We start from the raw sequence: 20368 nt of genomic DNA, 5'->3' as shown, positions 1-20368 counted from the left end.
TATCATATAACACTAAAAAAGGAATATCCCCGAAATCACCGGGAATATTCCTTTTTTAGTTTCAACTTATAACCTTTTATCCTTTGGGGATATTGGTTGTGTCTTTTGCCATATTTCCACTTGTGGTAGAATTACTTGTGCCATTGTTGCTGGTAGTGGCGCTACCGGTAGCCATATTTGTAACACTTTTACCGGTTGTCTGTACAGCGGGTTGTTCTTCCCAATGGAACGGTTCGAAGCTACTGTTCGGGTCAACCCAGGACGGTTTCTTGGAAGCATAAATAATGAATGGGGCAATGACTACAATCAGCGCACCGATGATGAGTACGGAGAACCATACTGTGTTGCTGCCTGTTGAAATCTGGCTGGGCGGGATAAAGCTCAGTACGAATGCCAGCAATGATCCGCAGAAACCAAGACCACCGATGAGCCACATCAATCCGTTGCCATTCTTGCCGATACGGAACGGACGGTTCAGCTTCTTCATCTTATAACGCAGCACGATGGCTCCGGAGAACATCAGCATATACATGATAAGATAGAGGACTACGGTCAACTGTGACAGAATCTGGTAGAAACTCTGTACGGAAGGCATGACTACGAACAGAAGGCTCAACACGGTTACTGCACCACCTTGTACATAAAGGATATTCTTCTGTACGCCCAGCTTGTTTGTCTTTTGGAAGAACGGAGGCATGTAGCCTGCTTTTCCTACGGCAAAGATACCTTTGGACGGACCGGCAACCCATGTCAATACACCTGCCAGTACGCCAAATGCCAAAGCGATGGCAATAATCGGTGACAGCCAGGAAGCACGGATGTAATGGAAGTAGTTGTCGAAGCCTACAAGCAGACTCTGTGTCAGACTGATGTCTTTGGCCGGGATGATGATACCCAGTGAGAAAGTACCGAGTACGAAGATGATAACCGTAATGGCCGCACCGATGAACACTGCCTTCGGATAATTCTTGGAGGGATTGTTCACGTCTTTTACGTGAATACCGCCCATTTCCATACCGGCATAGAAGAGGAAGATACTGGCAGCAAGCACCACGTTGTCGAAGTTCGTCAAGTCGGGGAAGAAGCTGCTGTGGAAATCCAGGTTGGAGTGTCCGCCGGTGGCAAGGTAGATGATACCTAGGATAATCAGCAGTGCGGCAGGAATAATGGTCCCGACCAGGCCGCCGACTTTTGCCACTTTACCTACCCAGCTCATACCCTTCATGGAGATGAATGTGGCTAGCCAGTAGATGATGAGGACAACGACGAGCGAGTAATATTTGTTGTTGGCCAGTGACATGTCGTGTACGTCGTTCATGCCGATGAAAGCAATGGATACGGCACCGAATGTCAATACGGTAGGATACCAGATTGTACTTTCAATCCATTGTACCCAGATGGCAAGGAAGCCCAGCTTTTTTCCGTAGGCTTCGCCTACCCAGCGGAACACACCGCCTTGCTTGTCTTGAAACATGGCAGCCAGTTCCGCGGCGACAAGTGACGTCGGAATCAGAAAAACAATGGCTGCAAATAAGTAGTAGAAGGCCGAACTCATTCCGTACACGGCCTCGGCAGGAAGTCCACGTAGGGATACTACTGCCGTCACATTCATGATTGCCAGGGTAAATACCCCCAGCTTCACTGTTTGTTTAATATTTGCCATAAGTTAAGGTTTTAGATGAAAAATATATTCAAAATCAGCGTCTATAACAACACTTGGGAAGAGTTGTTCCCAACGGATAAGTGAAAATTCCGGTTTTAACTATTCAGGAAGCATCAGCTTTAGGCGCGGGCTTCTGTGCCGCTTTCTTGTAGAACTCTTCTTTTTCCTTATTGCGCCGTTCGACCAGGCTCGTTACATACACTGTAAAGATAGGGAACATCATCATGCCCAGCGCAGCCAGCAGTACAGACAGTACCCGTCCGGTGGGAGTGACTGCTATGATATTGGAACCTACCGTCGTCACATCCATAAATGCCCACCACAAAGCATCTCCATATCCTTTGACCAGAGGATTGGGACCATGCTCCATGACATAAAAGGCCAGGCTGGAAAAATAGACGGTGGCCAGCAGCATGGTAAGATAGGAAACGAACAGTCCCGATGCACGGTTGTACGTCAGCCAACCCACTACGATAGCCATGGCATATCCACCCCGTACTAATGGGATAAAGCGCAACATATAGGTTATTTCCGGTGAGAAAGTCCATCCCATATAGGCAATGATATTTTGGTAAGGTATGGCTACCAGTAGGAAAATGAAATGTGTGGCTACATAGTGCCCCTTCTTCTCTGCCAGAAACCATTCCAACACAAAATCAGCCAGGAACAGAGCGCATATCCACAGCTGTACTTTCATGTAGACTGACTGTTCGTAAAAGGGAATCCCCTTGAACGTGTCGACAGAGATACTGATGACTAAAAATAACGAAAGTATCAGTATGATGACATGTAATATGCCGTAAATACCTTTTTCCCGCAATACAAATTCTGATAGAGCCATTTTCATGATGAAGTCCATTATGAAGTTATGAGTTATTAGTTATAAGTTATTTGCTAATTACGATGCATATACCAACAAATAACTCATCACTTATAACTCATAACTAAAAAATCTTATTCTGTAATTGTCACGTTATCACCGTTGAACACACCCAGACCGAGCTTGTTCATGATGAACTTAATTGCCGATTGGGCCTTTACGGAATTTCCCGCTTCGTCCAGGGGAGGAGCGAAGGCCGATACCCCCATGACACCGGGCAATACGGCCATTACGCCGCCGCCCACACCGCTTTTGGCCGGTATGCCGGCGGTGTACATCCAGTCGCCTGAATGTTCGTAGAAGCCTACGGTAGAAATCATCGACGTGATTTTCGGTGCCAGGCTGGCTTCGAACACCGTTTGTTTGGTGACTGGGTTCACACCGTTATTGGCGATGGTTCCTGCGGCAATGCCCAGTTGCTGGGCCGTGATGCCGAGAGAACACTGGCGGGTATAGAGGTCGAGTGCCATATCCGGATCATCGTAGATGCGGTTGTAGTTTTTCAGCAACCAGGCAATGGAGCGGTTGTTGAAATTGGTAGCCGTTTCCGATTTGTACAGTTCGTCGATGAGTTGCGGGGCAGAGCCGCATAGCTCGGTAATGTTCTGTACAATGGCATCCCATTTCTTGTCGGAGTTTCCTACTGGCTGCACCATGGAACAGGCTGAAATGGCACCGGCATTTACTAACGGAGTGGAAGGGTGGTCGTTTTCCAGCAAAATGGCGATGATGGAGTTGAACGGTAGTCCCGTGGCATCGGCACCTATCATGTCCAGCACTTTCTGTGCGCCGTATTGGCGCAGGATAAGGATGGCTGTGTGTACCTTCGAGACGGACTCTATACCGAAACGATAGTCTGTATCGCCTATATTGATGGTCTGCCCGTTCATCAGGCAGATGCTGAGTCCGAACAGTTTGGAGTCTATGTTGGCAAGGTAGGGGATATAATCCGCATTCTTGCCTCCCGTACTGCCCTTCACCTCGTTGTAGGCTTCTTGGGCAACCTCCTTTATTTGTGAAATTGATATTTTCTTTTCCATATTAGCTGTTACTTTTTATGTGTACGGCATCCGTGATTGAATATTTTGGCTTCCACCGGCAGATTCTTTTCCTGCGCCATACGGGTGGGAGTCGGGTAGTCCAGTTTCTCCAGCTCCGTGATGGCATTCTTGATGTCACCCAGCAGCATGTCTGCCATGTCGCGGCTGAATCCTTGGCGAACAACGACACGCATTACGACATAGTCTTCCAGCTTTGAAGGCAGAGTATAGGCGGGTACCATCCAACCGTGTTGTGACAGCTTGTCCTGCAGGTCATAGAGAGTCCATTTGGCAGCTTTTGCATATTCCGGTTTCAAGTACCAGATGAACAGCGGGTTCACAACTTCGTCGGAATAGTTTACGAACGGAGCCATCTTGCCGATTTCGTCATGGATATACTTGGCGATGGTCAGGGAGTTGTACTGTACTTCCTTGTAACCCTGGAATCCCAAACGGATGAACTGGTAATATTGACCCAGAATCTGTGCGGCAGGACGGGAGAAGTTCAGGCCTACCTGAGTAATGTTGGCACCGAGGTAGTTTACGCTGAATGACATTTCTTCGGGCAGATATTCCTTGCCTTTCCAGCAAACCCAACCCAGCCCCGGATAAACCAGGCCGAATTTATGTCCGCTGACGCTGATGGAGAGTACCCACTTCAGACGGAAGTCCCACTTCTTTTCGGGATAGAGGAACGGGAGGATGAAACCGCCGCTGGCGGCATCTACGTGGATAGGAATGTCGTAGCTGGTCTTTGCATTGTAGGCATCGAGGGCTTTGTCGAGGGCTTCGACGTCATCGTTCAGTCCTGTCCATGTAACACCTTGGATAGGCACGATACAGATGGTGTTCTCATCACACATCTTCAAGGCTTCTTCGGGGTCGAGCGTGGTCTTGTCGAGTGTCAAGGGCACTTCACGCATTTCAATCTGCCACAATTGGGCGAATTTTTCCCATACCACCTGGAAACCGGTTGAAATAACGAAGTTGGGTTTGTCGAACGGTTTGCCTTGTGCTTGACGTTTCTTGCGCCAGCGCAACCAGGCTGCCACACCACCCAGCATACATGCCTCCGAGGAACCGATAGCAAGTGCGCCGGTTTTCCAGGTTTCTTTTTCAGGAGAGTTCCAGAGGTTGGCCACGATGTTGATACATTTACCGTTCATTACGGCGATGCGCGGATATTCGGTCTCGTCGATGTAGTTGATGTTGATGGCTTCGTTCATCAGCTTGGTGGCATATTCGTCCATATAGGTAGTGACGAATGTAGCCAGATTCAAGCGAGGCTGCGTTTGGGCGAAGGTCTCGTCTTTCACCATCTGATAGGCGATTTCCGGGGTAGTAGGTCCGTCGGGAATCTTTTCTACGGGTGAGGGTTGTAACATACGGTTTGAGCCGAATACTTCAGTTTTTGCATCTCCTTTTCTGAAATTCAAATCTTCCATATTAATAAGTTTTTTAAAGGTTTAGGCGGCGGGGCTTTTCCCCGTCGAATATCCCACAACAACGGGGTTTGCGGATGAAAGTTCCGGGGTTTTGCATTATTTGGCGTTTATTAAAGGGCAGCGTAGTAAAATCTTAAAAAACGAACATTCTGAAGGTGGGTTTGTTGTTCCCACATTATTCATTTAATTAATATACTACTATATGAAAATCAATACCGGAAGGGGTACAATCCCCCTAATCACGCTTGTCGGCATTTGGTCTGTCTCTGCATTGACTTCCTTGCCGGGGTTGGCCGTGTCACCTATTTTGGGACAGCTTACCACCATTTTTCCACATGCCACGGAATTGGATATACAGATGCTTACCTCCCTGCCTTCGCTGCTGATAATTCCTTTTGTGCTGTTGGCGGGCAAGCTGGCCGAGAAACGTGACTTTGTGCGTCTGCTGAAAGCGGGACTTTGGATGTTTGCCGCCAGTGGGGTACTTTATCTTTTTTCGGACAAAATGTGGCAGTTGATGGTGGTCAGCGCTTTGCTTGGCATCGGTTCGGGGGTGATTATTCCGTTGTCCACCGGTCTGGTTTCACGCTATTTCACGGGGGAATATCGGGTGAAGCAGTTTGGTTACAGTTCTGCCATCACCAATGTGACGCTGGTTGTGGCAACGGCGGTGACTGGGTATCTGGCAGAGGTAAACTGGCACTTGCCTTTCGTGGTATATCTGCTTCCGTTGGTTTCTCTGCTGCTTGTCGGATATTTGAAGGGGGATACCGGTCAGCCGCAGATAGCAGAAGATACGGCTGCCGTTGTTCCGGAGGAATCCAAGCGTGCGGTTCCCGGTAAATACGGCATCCATATCCGCCATCTGCTACAGTTGATGCTGTTTTATGGCGTCACTACGTATATAGTGCTGGCGGTTACTTTTGACTTGCCTTTTTTGATGGAGGCCCATCACTTCTCCAGCGGAAATTCCGGATTGATGATCTCCTTATTCTTCCTTGCCATTATGGCTCCGGGTTTCTTCCTGGGGCATATCGTGAAGTGGATGGGGAAACACACAAAGTTCTACAGCCTTTTGTCCATTGCAGTGGGTTTGCTCTTGATATGGATTTCGCCTAAAGAATGGCTGATAATACCGGGATGTATGTTGGTTGGTTTGGGATATGGTGTCATTCAACCGCTGATTTATGACGAGACAGTAGATACGGCCATACCGGAAAAAACAACTTTGGCACTGGCCTTTGTAATGGTGATGAATTATCTGGCGATTCTATTGTCCCCGTTCATTACAGATTTCTTTCAGACCTTGTTCCACACTAATTCCAGGGAATTTCCGTTTATTTTCAACCTCTGCATCACACTGCTCGCTATGTGGTGGGAGTATGCGAGGAAGAAGGATTCTTTGTTGGGGAGGAGTTATGAGTGATGAGTGATTTGTTGGTAATTGTGCTGCGCTATCATGCTGAAAGAAAAACACCAACAAATCACTTATCACTTATCACTCATCACTTATCACTCAATGGCTTCATATTTCAGCCCGAAGACGTCGGCTACAGCTTTGTATGTTACTTTGCCTTCCACTACGTTCAATCCCTGTGCCAGAGCCGGGTCGTCCTTGCAGGCTTGTCTCCAGCCTTTGCATGCCAGGGCTACGGTGTAGGGCAGGGTGGCATTTGTCAGTGCCATGGTGGAGGTGAAGGGTACGGCGCCGGGGATATTGGCAACGGCGTAGTGTACAATTCCGTCCACAATGTAGGTAGGGTCGCTGTGCGTGGTGGGGTGGGAGGTTTCGAAACAACCGCCCTGGTCGATGGCTACGTCTACGAGTACCGTACCGGTTTTCATCATCTTCAGCATTTCGCTGGTGATGAGGTGTGGGGCCTTGTCACCGGGGATGAGGACGGAACCGATTACCAAGTCGATGTTCGGCAATTCCATCTTGATGTTATGGGTGGAAGAATAGAGTGTCTTTACGTTTTTCGGCATCACTTCACTCAGGTAGCGCAGGCGGGGAAGGTTGATGTCGGCAATCAGTACCTCGGCACCCATTCCGGCAGCTATCTGTGCGGCATTGGTGCCCACGATACCACCTCCAAGGATAAGTACGCGTGCGGGACGTACGCCCGTTACTCCGCCCATCAGTTTTCCCTTGCCGCCTTGTGGCTTTTCAAGGAAGCGGGCTCCTACTTGTGTAGCCATGCGTCCTGCCACCTCACTCATAGGAGTAAGTAGCGGAAGTGAGTGGTCTTCTTTTTCCACGGTTTCGTAGGCAATGCAGACGGCACCGCTTTCAATCATGGCTTCGGTTAGTAATTTATCGGCTGCAAAGTGGAAATAGGTGAATACCACTTGTCCCTTTTTAATCAGTTTGTACTCCGGTGCAATAGGTTCCTTTACCTTGACAATCATGTCGGCTGCGGCATACGTGTCTTCAATGGTCGGTAAAGTCTTTGCACCTACGGCGATGTAGTCATCGTCGGAGAAACCGCTGTTTACGCCTGCTGTGGCCTGCACATACACCGTATGACCTTTTTTCACCAATTCGGCTACTCCGGCAGGGGTCATTCCCACGCGGTTCTCGTTGTTCTTGATTTCTTTAGGTACTCCGATAATCATAACCTTAAAGTTTTAATTTGGGGGTTAAACATGGCGCAATATAGCGATTTCCCGGCTTGGGTGTTATCGGTGCATCTATGTTCTTCAACAGAATTTTTATGCATGTTTTAATCAATGATAATTGTAGCTTTCTGTAGGTAGAGAGAACTATTCTTTTTATATTTGCATGCATTTAAAATAATATTGACTGTACAAAATATGAAATATTCTATATTTTTCTCTCTTTTGTTCTTTATTGGTAGTGTGCAAAGCGGCTATGCCCAAGAAACCGATACAGACAAGCCTTCCTTCATCCCGCCTTTTGATTTTCCCATCACTTTCTCCGGTAACTTCGGCGAGATACGTGCCAACCATTTTCATGGTGGACTGGACTTCAAGACCGGTGGCACCATAGGCAAGCCGGTACGCGCTCTGGCAGACGGATATATTTCGCGTATCCGCGTCACCCACGGCTCAGGTTATGTGCTCGATGTAACTTATGACAACGGCTATTCGACGATAAACCGCCATTTGAGTGCTTTTGTGGGTGACATTGCCCGTCGGATAGAAGATTTACAATATGAAAAAGAAAGCTGGGAGGTGGAAATAACTCCCGACCCCGATGAATATCCCGTGAAGGCCGGTCAGATAATAGCTTTAAGCGGAAACACCGGTTACTCTTTCGGTCCGCACCTGCATCTGGATATGATAGAGACGGCTACGGACGAATATATAGACCCGTTGCCTTTCTTCATGAACAAGGTGAAAGACAAGACTGCCCCGCGTGCCGAAGGTATCATGCTGTTTCCACAGCCGGGAAAAGGAGTGGTGGAGGGCAAGCAGACGCGACGGGCTTTTCCGGCACATCCAACAAAACCCATTACCGCCTGGGGACTGATTGGTGCAGGTATCCGTGCCTACGACTATATGGACGGAGTGCAGAATAAATATGGCGTGAAGGCGGTGATTCTCGAAGTGGACGGCGAGGAAGTCTTCCGCAGTACGGTAGATCGCTTTGCCTATGAGGAGAACCGCTATATCAATTCGTGGACACACGGCCAGTACATGAAGTCTTTCATAGAGCCGGGCAACCACTTGCGCATGCTACAGGCATCCAACGGCAATCGCGGACTGGTGGACATCAACGAAGAACGCCCTTACCGGTTTGTCTATACGCTGAGAGATGCGCTGGGAAATATCTCCAAGGTCCGCTTCACAGTGCAGGGACAGAAGACGATAATTGCTCCGGTGGAACATCGTGAGAAATACGCCCTCAAATGGGACAAGGTGAACTATCTGCAGGAGCCGGGGCTGGAGTTGGTTATCCCGAAAGGAATGCTCTACGATGACGTCTTGCTGAACTACTCCGTGCGGGCTGATAGTGGCGACATCGCTTTCACCTATCAATTGAACGATACCCGTATTCCTATGCACGGTGCCTGCGATTTGCGTATCGGCTTGCGCCGGCGTCCGGTGGAGGATATGGCCAAATATTATGTGGCGGGCGTAACGGCGCGCGGTGGAAAATACCGCATCGGCGGTAAGTATGAGGATGGTGTCATGAAAGTGCGTATACGGGATTTGGGGACTTATACCGTAGCGGTGGATACGGTTCCGCCGGTGATAACTCCCGTAAACCAAGCCCAATGGGGACGTACGGGAAAAATCATCTTCAAGGCCAAGGACAAGGAAACTGGCATCAATACCTATCGGGGTACGATTGACGGGAAGTATGCCTTGTTTGGAAAGCCCAATTCCATCAGTGGTAACCTGGTGTGCGAGCTTGACCCGAAACATGTGGAGAAAGGCGGCAAGCATGTGGTGGAGATGACGGTGACGGATGGCTGTGGCAACCGTACCACCGAACAGTTTGATTTTGTATGGTAAAGACTGAAATATTTAGTAACATTATAATTTAGAAGTATGAAAAGTAAAAGACTGACTCTTTCCGTCTTGTTTGTTGTGGCAGCCGTGGCGAATGCGCTGGCCTGCACCAATCTTATCGTGGGCAAGAACGCTTCTGCGGACGGTTCTACCATTGTTTCCTATTCTGCCGATTCTTATGGTTTGTTCGGCGAGTTGTATCATTATCCTGCCGGTATGCACAAGAAAGGTACGCTGATTGACATACACGAGTGGGACACCGGCAAATACCTCGGGCAGATAGAGCAGGCCCGCCAGACGTACAATGTCATTGGCAATATGAATGAGTTCCAGCTCACTATCGGTGAGACGACATTCGGCGGACGTCCCGAGCTGGTGGATACCACCGGCATCATCGACTACGGCAGTTTGATTTACCTCGGTCTGCAACGCTCACGCACCGCCCGCGAGGCTATCAAGGTGATGACGGAGTTGGTGCAGGAATACGGCTATTACAGCGGTGGCGAGTCCTTTACCATTGCCGACCCCAACGAGATATGGATTATGGAGATGATTGGCAAGGGACCCGGTGTGCGCGGTGCCGTATGGGTAGCTGTCCGCGTGCCCGATGATTGTATCTCCGCACATGCCAATCAGAGCCGCATTCATCAGTTCAATATGAATGACAAGGAAAACTGCATGTACTCTGCCGACGTCATCTCTTTTGCACGCGAGAAGGGCTATTTTGACGGTGTGAACAAGGATTTCAGCTTTGCCGATGCCTACGCTCCGCTCGATTTCGGTGCCCGTCGCTATTGCGAGGCACGCGTATGGAGCTATTTCAATATGTTTACCGACCGCGGCAACGAGTTCCTGCCTTATATATTGGGTGAGACGGACACTCCGATGCCTCTGTTTGTGAAGCCCAACCGCAAGGTTTCCGTGCAGGATGTGAAGAACGCCATGCGCGACCATTATGAAGGTACTCCTCTCGACATCAGCAAAGATTTCGGCGCAGGCCCGTATCATACCCCGTACCGCCTTTCTCCACTCTCTTTCAAGGTGGATGACCAGGAATACTTCAATGAGCGTCCCATCTCCACCCAGCAGAGCGGTTTCGTATTCGTGGCACAGATGCGCTCCGAGTTGCCCGACCCTATCGGTGGAGTATTGTGGTTCGGCACAGATGATGCCAACATGACGGTATTTACGCCCGTATACTGCTGTACGGACAAGGTTCCCGTATGCTACACCCGTGTGGACGGCGCCGATTACATCACTTTCTCCTGGAACTCCGCTTTCTGGATTTTCAACTGGGTGGCCAATATGGTTTATCCCCGTTATGACTTGATGATGGGCGACGTGCGTGCCACTCAGACAGAGTTGGAGACAACCTTCAACGAAGCGCAGGAAGGCGTTGAGGCTGCTGCTGCCAAACTGCTGGAAAAAGACCCTGCCAAAGCAAAGGCATTCCTTACCAACTATACGAACATGACTGCCCAAAGCACTTTCGATACTTGGAAACGTCTTGGCGAGTTTCTTGTCGTAAAGTATAATGACGGCGTTGTCAAACGTATGAAAAACGGTCAATTCGAACGTAATTCCATCGGCCAGCCGGCAGGCGTAATCCGTCCGGGATACCCGAAGGAGTTCCTCGAAGAGTATGTTAAGCAGACGGGAGACAGATATAAAATGCCTGAATAAAATTAGGATATTTGAACTTATTCTTCTACATTTGTGTCTTACAAAAAAGTTTATATTAACCCTTAAAATAATAACAGTCTTATGGAAAATCAGGAACTGATTAAGCAGGTGACTGAGAAAGCCGAAAAATGGCTTACCCCGGCATATGATGCCGAAACTCAGGCAGAAGTGAAACGCATGTTGGAAAATCCAGATAAAACCGAATTGATAGACAGTTTTTACAAAGACCTGGAGTTTGGAACGGGTGGTCTGCGTGGCATCATGGGTGCCGGTACAAACCGCATGAACATCTACACCGTAGGTGCCGCAACGCAGGGCTTGTCCAACTATCTGAACAAATGTTTTGCCGGAAAGAAGGATATTTCCGTTGTTGTGGGGCACGACTGCCGCAACAATAGCGACAAGTTCGCAAAGATTTCTGCCGACATCTTCTCTGCAAACGGCATCAAGGTATATCTTTTTGATGACCTTCGTCCTACGCCCGAAGTTTCATTTGCCATTCGCCACTTCGGTTGCCAGAGCGGTATCAACATTACAGCCAGCCACAACCCCAGAGAATACAACGGCTACAAGGCTTATTGGGATGACGGTGCGCAGGTGCTCGCTCCGCACGATACAGCCATCATAGACGAGGTGAATAAGGTGACGGTGGCCGACATCAAGTTCAACGGCAACAAGGACTTGATTCAGATTATCGGCAAGGAAGTGGATAAGGTTTATCTGGACATGGTTCACTCCATCTCCATTGACCCCGAAGTCATCCGTCGCCAGAAAGACCTCAGCATTGTGTATACTCCGCTTCATGGCGCAGGCCGCGTGCTCATTCCGGACTCATTGAAGGAGTGGGGATTTGAGAATATCAACTGCGTGCCCGAACAGATGGTGAAGGACGGCAATTTCCCGACGGTGGTTTCTCCGAATCCCGAAAATGCCGAAGCCCTTTCCATGGCCATTGCGCTGGCCAAGAAGATTGACGCTGACATCGTGATGGCAAGTGACCCGGATGCCGACCGTGTCGGTATGGCCTGCAAGGACGATAAGGGCGAGTGGGTGCTTATTAATGGTAACCAGACTTGTCTCATTTTCTTGTACTACATCATCAAGAACCGTATTGCAATGGGCAAGATGCAGCCGAACGACTTCATCGTGAAGACCATCGTGACCACTGAACTCATCAAGGCTGTGGCAGACAAGAACAAGATTGAAATGCGCGACTGCTACACCGGCTTCAAGTGGATTGCTCGCGAAATCCGTCTGAGCGAAGGCAAGCAGCAGTATATCGGTGGTGGTGAAGAAAGCTATGGCTTCCTGGCCGAAGATTTTGTCCGTGATAAAGATGCGGTTTCTGCCTGCTCCTTGCTGGCCGAAATCTGTGCTTGGGCCAAAGACCAGGGCAAGACACTCTATGACGTATTGATGGAAATCTATGTAGAATACGGATTCTCAAAGGAAACCACCGTGAACGTGGTGAAACCCGGCAAGAGCGGTGCCGAAGAAATCAAGGCGATGATGGATAACTTCCGCGCCAATCCTCCGAAGGAAATCGGCGGTTCGGCTGTCAGCCTGATTAAGGATTACAAGACATTGGAGGCTACCGATGTCCGGGGTAATGTAAGCAAGCTGGATATGCCAGAGACTTCCAATGTACTTCAATATTTCACTGTAGACGGCACGAAGATTTCTGTCCGTCCTTCCGGTACGGAACCGAAGATTAAGTTCTATATCGAGGTGAAGGGCGAGATGGGTTGTCCGAAATGCTATGCCGGCGCTGATGCCGAAGCTGAAAAGAAAGTGGAGGCAGTGCGCAAGTCACTCGGCTTTTGATAGGAAAGAGGAAAAAATGTGTATATAGTGTTTGGAGAGGCGTAACCCGTGAGGGCTGCGCCTTTTCTTTTTGCTTCTGTGTTGAAAGAAAACTTAAATAAAGACTTAAAGCCGATGGTTGATGAACAAAACGTTTGCAGGGAAGTTTAGTATATGCAGATTGCGGTTACACACCGATTGGTTGATGTGAATGAGAGTCGTTTCATTCGTAGTTGTTCGTTTGTGAGTGTGTGTTTTCCGCAATTTGCTTTTTTAAATTTCTTCCCCCCTCTTTTTAATTCTTTAATTTTTAATTGTTCTCCATCCACCAGTCTATCAGCCTTCTTGCGATACTCAGCTTTCGTGGTATTTCGGGCAGGTTGTCTTTGGAATAGAAGGCGGCAGCGGTCAGCTCATCTTCCTGCAGTTTTATCTCTCCGCTTTCGTAGTCGGCAATGAAACCCACCATCAATCCGCTGGGGTAGGGCCAGGGCTGGTTGCTGAAGTAGGTGATGTTCTTTACCTTCAGCCCCGTTTCCTCAAAAACTTCCCGTTCCACACATTCTTCCAGTGTTTCGCCGGCTTCGAGGAAACCTGCCACCAGTCCGTAGAAGGTCCCGCGGAAATTGCGTGCATGCACCAGCAGGATTTCGTTTCCTTTGCGTATTAGTACGATGATGGCGGTGGAAACGGGAGGGTACATCTCATTGCCGCAGTTGGGACACTTCTTCATGATGGGGGTCTGGTGCTCCATGGCGGTGCCACACACGGGGCAGAAGCGGCTGTGCTCGTCCCAATAGAGTATCTGGAAGGCCTTTCCTGCGGAACGGTATTCGTCCGGGGTGATGTAGTCGTACGATGCGCGCAGGCCTATCATTACCCATTCGTCGCTCTCGGTCACAGGCTGTTTCAGGGCAAATGCACGTACTTGCTTGCCGTTGGGGGGGAACACTTCGTGTATATTACTTCCGGCTTCCGGTGTCAGAGGAGGCTCTATACTGACGGGTACGCTGTATTTTATTTCTCCTTTGTCTGTATATCCTTTTTTCAGTAGCAGTTGGTCTTTGAAGAAGACGAACCACTGCGTGGAGGGTTGGGGTTCTGTTGATTTTTCCATTGTTTGTTGTTTTATTATTTGGGGGGATGAACACGAAAATACCAAGGCACAGAGATTCTTTTCAAAGAGATAAAGCATTAATTTCTATGTCTTTGTGTCTCTGTGTTCGCCCCCCTAAATTTCGTTTGCTGTGTCTTTTTCTTGCCGCACATAGACCGTTGACCTTCCCATTCCGCGGCGGCGCAGGAACCCTTGCCGGATGAATTTGTTCAGCTCGTCTATGGCGGCATGTCTGGTTAGTCCGCTCAATTGGATGTATTCGTTCTTGTTGATACATACATTCTGCTTGAGGAACAGTTTCAGTTCGGCTTTTCTTGTTTCTTCGGTGGTCTCTACTACTTTTTTCGATTTCTTGGTAGTGGAGTGTACACGTTCCAACGTCATTTTCTTCTTGATGTTGTTGCGGAACGTGCTGCTGATGCGCAGGTGTACGTTTTGGAATTGGACGGATTCGGAGCGGATTTTCTTTTTCTCGTCGTCGGTCTCGCGCAAGCATTTCAGTGAAGTGCTGAAGAATCCGAGTTCTCCCAGCTCCACGATGTTTCCGTTGGCCAGCAAATCGCACAACTCGTCAATGCAGGCATCCAATGCTGCCCCTATCACATTCTTGGGCAGATGTTGGAAAGTTGCGATATGTTCCACAAACTCCTTTTGGGTATAAGTCCTTTTCGGGCAGATACGTGCATGGAGTGATTTCTTGTCTTCTTTCCCGTCGGGCGAAGGCGTTTCGTAAAGGTCGTAATACGCGCTCATAAGATATTTATTTTTGTTTATAGCGATAAACAGTTCTCGTCGCTTCGGGGAATTATTTTTGTCGCTAAGCGGATAATTTTCTTCTTCCTAAAAACTAATCGTCCGACAACTGTTGCATTATCGTCCAACAGTTGTTTAATTATCGTCCGACAGCTGTCGGACGAAACAGAAATGGGTATGGGACGATTATTTCTTAGTGAACAAAGGTATAAAATATTGTGATACGAAGGGTAGTGTTTGGGGAGGAAAGTTTTAGTTTTCGGCAAAAGAGGGGGGATTGTTAAATCCCCAATAATAGGGACTGATCCGATGAAGGACTGGTCACTTACCTGGGGACAATTTGTCTCCAGGTAGAAATGGTAATAGATATAGGAAATGAAAGCAAATCACAACGTGTGTATGCGTGTCTGTGTGTATTTGTTTTCCAAAGATAGTGAATCTTAATAAGACTCTCTCTGATTTCCCTACTATTTTGTATCTTTACACACTTTTCTTTATACATGAGTACTGACTATAAATAAATCATATTGTGGAAATAACCCAACGCATTCGTCTCCTCCTTTCCGAAATGAACCGGGGAGTATACGAAAAAGAAACTGAAATAAACCTCTCCCTGCTGGCAGCTCTGGCAGGCGAGAGCATCCTGCTCCTGGGACCTCCGGGAGTAGCCAAGTCAATGGTAGCCAGGCGGCTAAAGTCGGCTTTTACAGATGCCCGTGCCTTCGAATACCTGATGTCCCGCTTCTCTACGCCCGACGAGATTTTCGGTCCTGTCAGCATTAGCCGACTGAAAGAATCCGACAAGTATGAACGTGCCATCGACGGCTATCTGCCCACAGCCGATGTCGTGTTTCTGGACGAAATATGGAAAGCAGGCCCTGCCATACAGAACACTCTGCTGACCGTCATCAACGAGAAACTTTTCCGCAATGGCGACAAGGAACTGCATCTCCCCCTCAAACTGCTCGTAGCTGCCAGCAACGAACTGCCCGCTCAAGGCGAGGGACTGGAAGCCCTATGGGACCGTTTCCTCATCCGCATTCTCTGCACCTGTGTCAAGCAGGAAGAATCTTTCTACAAAATGCTGCTGGACGATTCTGCCGACCATCCGGAAACGACTGCCTGCGAATGGCAAATCTCCGACCGCGAGTATGCCGAATGGCAAGCTGAGATACGCCGCGTAACCTTGCCTCTCGATGTTCTTTCCTGCATCACAGCCATTCGCCACGGACTGACAAGCGTAGAGATGCAAGACTCCGACCTGCGCCGCAATGTCTACGTCAGCGACCGTCGCTGGAAGAACATCGTGAAGCTGCTCAAGGCCTCCGCCTTCGTCCACGGCCGCACGGAAGTCTCCATGACCGACCTGCTTCCCGTCTACCACTGCCTATGGAGTGAGCCTGATGAGAGCGTTGCCATCCGTGGCATCGTTATCCGTGCCTTATTCGTGTCCCACACAAAACAGATTGCCGGTATCGCCTCCTCGCTGAAATCCGATTTGAAAGTCAGCCGTGTGCGCGAAGCCATCGACAAAGCCCGCCTTGCCGGCGACCGTAGGGACGATGACCTGCTGATAACGGAACACTTCTACTACCAGGTGGAGAAACATGGTACGGGCAACACCTACATCTTTATCGTGGACTACAAAAATCTGAAGGAGTACAGCGCCAAAGATGCCCTCACCTTGGGCGTAATGTATGCCGACCCCATCAATCCCAAGCGTACCATCATCCGCGCCTTTGCCGACACCAGTGCCGTGAAAGAGGAAGGCACCGAACGCGTCACCCTCTACCGCGACGACAAGCATCTCTATATCAACGGTGTGCGCTTCCCTATGCGGCGCCTGCAACGGGGTGAGGAGCAACAGCTCTGGCTGGGGAACCTCTCCATTACCGACCGCGACTATGAGACGGAACTGGACACTGCTGCCACGAATATAGACCGTCTGGTAAGAGACTTGTCCGACAATATCTTCGTTTCCGAAGAGGACAAAAAGAGTGTGGCTCAATACGTATCCACCATCCGCAAGGAGATAGCCTGGGCGCGTGTGGATATGCGGAAATTGAGGTATGGAGACGAATAATCTCCGGTAACAAATAGGATGACAGCCATGAATACCACCCGATATGACACCGCTTTCTATGTGCAGGCACTGGACCGTTTCGTAGCCACCGGAGAGTGTGCGGAGACGGACACCGAGCCCTTGTATGCCTATCTGCTCTCCGTGATGAACGACTCCATGGTCAAGGTGCAGGTGCTGGGCAATGAGGTCTGTGCACGTATCTTTTACGACACCATGATTCAGTTCATCCAATTGAACTTGGAGAAGGAGAGGTACAACCTCCGGAAAAGCCAGTCGGAACAGACCGGGATGAAGCTCGTGCTGGAATGGTCCATGGCAAAGCGGAAAGACGGCTGGCAAGCCTTGCTCCAACAGATTTCCGACAAATACCGGGAGTACGGCTTCGACTCCCGTTTCTACCGCAGCCACTTCGGCACAGAAGGAGGATATGCGGACGATGAAGTCTGGGAGAAAATGGTGGACGACTGGGAAGACGCCTTCCAACTGAAGATGCACGAAGAAAAGGAGAAAGAGATTGCTTTCCGCAAAGATGCCCTCGAGCGCAGGCTCCGTTCCAATCTGAAAGACATCCCCGAGTACATCCGCCAGAACCGGGTGGATAAGGACGAATTCTTCCAGACCTGGGGCATGATGAGCGGCTTGTGGAATACTGTCGACTTTGAGCGTATACGGAAAATCGTGCGCATCCAGCGCTCTTGCCCCGAGATAGTGAAAGTGGCCCGCAAGATGGGGCGTATGGCAGACGACGAAGGACGTGAGCAAATCCGCGTTGCCGAGGGAAACGTCTACAAAATGGAGCACTCCTCCAAATGTGACATCCTGGGTATCAGTACCGGCAACGACCTCAATGCTCTGCTTCCCATTGAGCTTGCCCATTCCGCTGACAGTGAACTGGAAGATTTGTTCGTCTACAAATACCTTACTCGCAAGCTCCAGACCTTTCGTTATAAATCGGAAATCATGCAGCCTGCCCGGCGCATCGAAACCAAGCCTGCCCGTCCCAAAGGTCCGATGATTGTCTGTCTGGACACCTCGGGAAGCATGGCTGGCAAGCCGGAGAAGATTGCCCACTCCCTGCTGATAAAGCTCCTGGAGATAGCCGACCGTCAACGGCGGAACTGCTTTCTGATAGCCTTTTCCGTCTCCATTCATCCGATTGACGTAAGGAAAGAGCGGGCAAGGCTGCTCGAATTCTTCTCAAAGACAGCTTGCGGGGATACAGATGCCACCCGTATGCTAGAAGCCACGTTCCGCCTGCTCAAAGAAGGCAAGGAGTATATGAATGCCGATGTGCTTTGGGTCAGCGATTTCAAGATTCCTCACTCTTCACCTGCCTCTATGGAGGAGATTCGCCGCTGTCGGGAAGCCGGTACACATTTCTACGGTCTGCAGATTGGCATCACGGACAATGAGTGGGCACCATTCTTCGACCATATCTATCGGGTGGAATATACTCCTTCGCGACAGTATTAAAAGTTGATATTTACGCCTCCCATCACCGTGGCTTTCGGCATGGGGAAGCCTGCATTGATTTCATAGCGTTGCGCCAGCAGGTTTTCGCCCTTGACAAAGACGTCGGCAAAACTGCACAGACGGTAGTTGGCACGCAGGTTCCAGAGTACGAAGCTTTCCTGCTTCTCCTTGCCCGGGGTGACTGAGGTATGAAGCCCCTTCACGTATTGTATACCGGTAGACAGACTCCAGCGTCCTTGCGTAAAGTCCGCACCGGCATAAAGTTTGTGCTCGGGAGCAGCCAGTACCGGATTCTCCATGTGCAGCCAGCTGTAGTTGGCGTTTATCTGCCAGTGGCGGTTGATGTGGTAGCCGAGGTTGGTTTCCACGCCCCAGTTCTCTATCTCTCCGGAGTTGACGTTCTTGCGCAGGGCAGGGTCCGTCATGATGATGTTGTCCCCGTTGATGTAGTAGAGGTTCACCCCATAGGACATGGCCCCTCCCAAAAGCTGCCCCGTAAAGGAGAGTTCATAGTTCATCAGGCTCTCCGCTTTCAAATCGGGGTTCTGTGGAGGGAACATGTACATCTCCCGGATGGTGGGGTTACGGAATCCTTTGCTCACCATTGCTTTCAGTTCCGCCTGCCGGGGCAGATGGAAAGCCAGTCCCCCTTGGGGAATCCATTCCGTGCCTACGTGCGAATGGTGGTCTATGCGGACACCGGCGTCCAGTGAAAGCCAGCTGTTGATGTCCTGCCTGAAATCCACATAGCCTGCAAATTCATCCATCTGCTTGTCCACACCGGGGATATGGTCGCCAATCTGCTGTCCGGGTTTTGCTTCGTCGATGGCGACAACCTTGTTCCAGGACTCTCCGCCGAAGTGCTGGTAATCGAAACCTACGGTCAGGCGGTTGCCGGTGAAGAGCGTGGCACTTTGATACCACGATATGCCCAGCATCCGGTCTTTGGAGTTGAAGTGCGACTTCTGGGGCTCTCCTCCGGGGTGGTAGCCGTCATTAATCTTGTGCCGGCCCCAGTTGTAGAAGAAGCTCACGGCGCCGGAAGTACGGTCGTAACGATTTTCCAGTGCGAAGGAGGTCATGCCGCGTGTGATGCGCGAGTCGTTGTCTATATACGGATTGTCGGCTTCGCCGGGATTGGAGGCGTTGAAGCGGGTGATGTTCACGTCGCCCCACAGCTTCCAGGTGTCGCTGAAGTCGTATCCCAGTTTGGCATAGCCGCCATACTGCTCAAACTCCATGTCGTCACGGTGTCCGTTGGTACGGTTGTACGAGCCGGTCACCACGCTGCTGAAACGCCCTTTCCTTACGCGGTTGGAGACTTCCGTCTGCAGGGTGTTGTAGGAACCGTATCCTATCTGCGCATTGGTTTTCACCCCGTCCTCCTGCATCTTGCGGGTGACGATGTTGATAACCCCGCCCATTGCATTGGACCCGTAGAGGACGGAGGCGGGACCGCGCAGCACTTCCACCCGTTCGGTCATCATGCTCTGGTAGGCGTCGGCGATGGGATGCCCCATCAAGCCCATGTATTGCGGGTGTCCGTCTATCAGCACCAGCAGGCTGGTTGTAGGTCCTCCGGCTGCGTTTACTCCGGCGCCTATGCCGCGCAGGCTCATGCCTCCTGCGGCTCCCGTGGATACGCCGTAGCCCATGATGCCGCGGCTTGTGGTGAAAAGTCCGGGCACCTGCTCGGTCAGTGCAGGCAGGATGGAGGGCTGGTAGGTCTGTTCCAGTTGCCGGCGGCCCACTACGGAGATGGTCATTGGCAGGTGGCGGATGTCTGTTTCATTTCTTGTCCCGGTCACCACGACTTCATCAAGCTTGTAACTTTTTAGCCGGAGGCTGTCGGCAGGTGCGGACAGCATACTACCCGGAAGGGCGATACTTATTAAAATTGCGGTTAAAATCTTTTTATTCATCGTTTATCTATGGTTCTTTTTGCAAAG

The 20368-nt window shown here is 50.0% G+C and carries 14 protein-coding genes; 6 read left to right on the top strand and 8 right to left on the bottom strand.

What is annotated here, in order from left to right; genetic code table 11:
• Window positions 1–76 precede the first annotated feature (76 nt).
• The 4 genes from gadC to DWY57_RS17095 all read right to left on the bottom strand — a co-directional run bounded on the left by gadC (window position 77) and on the right by DWY57_RS17095 (window position 5028).
• On the bottom strand, window positions 77–1663 hold the full coding sequence (gene gadC / locus DWY57_RS17110; protein WP_117601264.1) for a putative glutamine/gamma-aminobutyrate antiporter GadC: 1587 nt from the start codon (window positions 1661–1663) through the stop codon (window positions 77–79).
• Window positions 1664–1766: 103 nt separating this feature from the next.
• On the bottom strand, window positions 1767–2510 hold the full coding sequence (locus DWY57_RS17105; RefSeq protein ID WP_117601288.1) for a potassium channel family protein: 744 nt from the start codon (window positions 2508–2510) through the stop codon (window positions 1767–1769).
• 107 nt (window positions 2511–2617) lie between these two features.
• On the bottom strand, window positions 2618–3583 hold the full coding sequence (gene glsA, locus DWY57_RS17100; RefSeq protein WP_117601263.1) for a glutaminase A: 966 nt from the start codon (window positions 3581–3583) through the stop codon (window positions 2618–2620).
• An 8-nt stretch (window positions 3584–3591) separates the two neighbouring features.
• On the bottom strand, window positions 3592–5028 hold the full coding sequence (locus DWY57_RS17095; protein WP_117601262.1) for a glutamate decarboxylase: 1437 nt from the start codon (window positions 5026–5028) through the stop codon (window positions 3592–3594).
• 202 nt (window positions 5029–5230) lie between these two features.
• Here DWY57_RS17095 and DWY57_RS17090 point away from each other — a divergent pair, with 202 nt between their 5' ends.
• The gene (locus tag DWY57_RS17090; protein WP_117601261.1) at window positions 5231–6454 is read left to right on the top strand and encodes an MFS transporter; all 1224 of its coding nucleotides are present in this window, start codon (window positions 5231–5233) and stop codon (window positions 6452–6454) included.
• A gap of 86 nt (window positions 6455–6540) precedes the next feature.
• On the opposite strand, the gene ald is transcribed toward DWY57_RS17090, so the two are convergent.
• Entirely contained in the window at window positions 6541–7644 is a 1104-nt protein-coding gene (gene ald / locus DWY57_RS17085; RefSeq protein WP_117601260.1) for an alanine dehydrogenase, read from the bottom strand.
• A gap of 198 nt (window positions 7645–7842) precedes the next feature.
• Here ald and DWY57_RS17080 point away from each other — a divergent pair, with 198 nt between their 5' ends.
• The 3 genes from DWY57_RS17080 to DWY57_RS17070 all read left to right on the top strand — a co-directional run bounded on the left by DWY57_RS17080 (window position 7843) and on the right by DWY57_RS17070 (window position 13014).
• Window positions 7843–9510, top strand: a complete 1668-nt coding sequence (locus DWY57_RS17080) for a M23 family metallopeptidase (protein ID WP_242496956.1) — start codon at window positions 7843–7845, stop codon at window positions 9508–9510.
• Between the two features lie 36 nt (window positions 9511–9546).
• Window positions 9547–11190, top strand: a complete 1644-nt coding sequence (locus DWY57_RS17075) for a C69 family dipeptidase (RefSeq protein ID WP_117601258.1) — start codon at window positions 9547–9549, stop codon at window positions 11188–11190.
• 81 nt (window positions 11191–11271) lie between these two features.
• A complete protein-coding gene (locus DWY57_RS17070; protein ID WP_119962135.1) occupies window positions 11272–13014 on the top strand; it encodes a phospho-sugar mutase in 1743 nt (580 codons plus the stop codon).
• A gap of 289 nt (window positions 13015–13303) precedes the next feature.
• Here DWY57_RS17070 and nudC read toward each other — a convergent pair whose 3' ends face one another.
• Window positions 13304–14110 (bottom strand): NAD(+) diphosphatase, encoded by an 807-nt coding sequence (gene nudC, locus DWY57_RS17065; RefSeq protein ID WP_117601257.1) that lies wholly within the window; start codon window positions 14108–14110, stop codon window positions 13304–13306.
• A gap of 114 nt (window positions 14111–14224) precedes the next feature.
• On the bottom strand, window positions 14225–14863 hold the full coding sequence (locus DWY57_RS17060) for an HU family DNA-binding protein (RefSeq protein WP_117601256.1): 639 nt from the start codon (window positions 14861–14863) through the stop codon (window positions 14225–14227).
• Window positions 14864–15392: 529 nt separating this feature from the next.
• Here DWY57_RS17060 and DWY57_RS17055 point away from each other — a divergent pair.
• Window positions 15393–16946 carry an AAA family ATPase gene (locus DWY57_RS17055; protein ID WP_117601255.1) on the top strand — a complete coding sequence of 518 codons (1554 nt, stop codon included), beginning with the start codon at window positions 15393–15395 and terminating at the stop codon, window positions 16944–16946.
• Window positions 16947–16973: 27 nt separating this feature from the next.
• Window positions 16974–18419 carry a hypothetical protein gene (locus DWY57_RS17050; RefSeq protein ID WP_119962146.1) on the top strand — a complete coding sequence of 482 codons (1446 nt, stop codon included), beginning with the start codon at window positions 16974–16976 and terminating at the stop codon, window positions 18417–18419.
• Here the strand turns inward: DWY57_RS17050 and DWY57_RS17045 are convergent.
• Entirely contained in the window at window positions 18416–20341 is a 1926-nt protein-coding gene (locus DWY57_RS17045; protein ID WP_119962134.1) for a TonB-dependent receptor, read from the bottom strand. The two genes, DWY57_RS17050 and DWY57_RS17045, sit on opposite strands and share 4 nt — an antisense overlap.
• Window positions 20342–20368 lie beyond the last annotated feature (27 nt).

Source organism: Bacteroides sp. AF25-5LB, assembly GCF_003602965.1.
GTDB classification, from domain to species: domain Bacteria; phylum Bacteroidota; class Bacteroidia; order Bacteroidales; family Bacteroidaceae; genus Bacteroides; species Bacteroides uniformis.
The sequence above is the reverse complement of the archived record's forward strand: the minus strand, read 5'-3'. Positions and strand labels throughout refer to the sequence as shown.

Bases quoted from the DNA above. Each gene is read 5' to 3' on its own strand.
- gadC (WP_117601264.1), bottom strand. From the start codon at position 1,663: ATGGCAAATATTAAACAAACAGTGAAGCTGGGGGTATTTACCCTGGCA.
- DWY57_RS17105 (WP_117601288.1), bottom strand. From the start codon at position 2,510: ATGAAAATGGCTCTATCAGAATTTGTATTGCGGGAAAAAGGTATTTAC.
- glsA (WP_117601263.1), bottom strand. From the start codon at position 3,583: ATGGAAAAGAAAATATCAATTTCACAAATAAAGGAGGTTGCCCAAGAA.
- DWY57_RS17095 (WP_117601262.1), bottom strand. From the start codon at position 5,028: ATGGAAGATTTGAATTTCAGAAAAGGAGATGCAAAAACTGAAGTATTC.
- DWY57_RS17090 (WP_117601261.1), top strand. From the start codon at position 5,231: ATGAAAATCAATACCGGAAGGGGTACAATCCCCCTAATCACGCTTGTC.
- ald (WP_117601260.1), bottom strand. From the start codon at position 7,644: ATGATTATCGGAGTACCTAAAGAAATCAAGAACAACGAGAACCGCGTG.
- DWY57_RS17080 (WP_242496956.1), top strand. From the start codon at position 7,843: ATGAAATATTCTATATTTTTCTCTCTTTTGTTCTTTATTGGTAGTGTG.
- DWY57_RS17075 (WP_117601258.1), top strand. From the start codon at position 9,547: ATGAAAAGTAAAAGACTGACTCTTTCCGTCTTGTTTGTTGTGGCAGCC.
- DWY57_RS17070 (WP_119962135.1), top strand. From the start codon at position 11,272: ATGGAAAATCAGGAACTGATTAAGCAGGTGACTGAGAAAGCCGAAAAA.
- nudC (WP_117601257.1), bottom strand. From the start codon at position 14,110: ATGGAAAAATCAACAGAACCCCAACCCTCCACGCAGTGGTTCGTCTTC.
- DWY57_RS17060 (WP_117601256.1), bottom strand. From the start codon at position 14,863: ATGAGCGCGTATTACGACCTTTACGAAACGCCTTCGCCCGACGGGAAA.
- DWY57_RS17050 (WP_119962146.1), top strand. From the start codon at position 16,974: ATGAATACCACCCGATATGACACCGCTTTCTATGTGCAGGCACTGGAC.
- DWY57_RS17045 (WP_119962134.1), bottom strand. From the start codon at position 20,341: ATGAATAAAAAGATTTTAACCGCAATTTTAATAAGTATCGCCCTTCCG.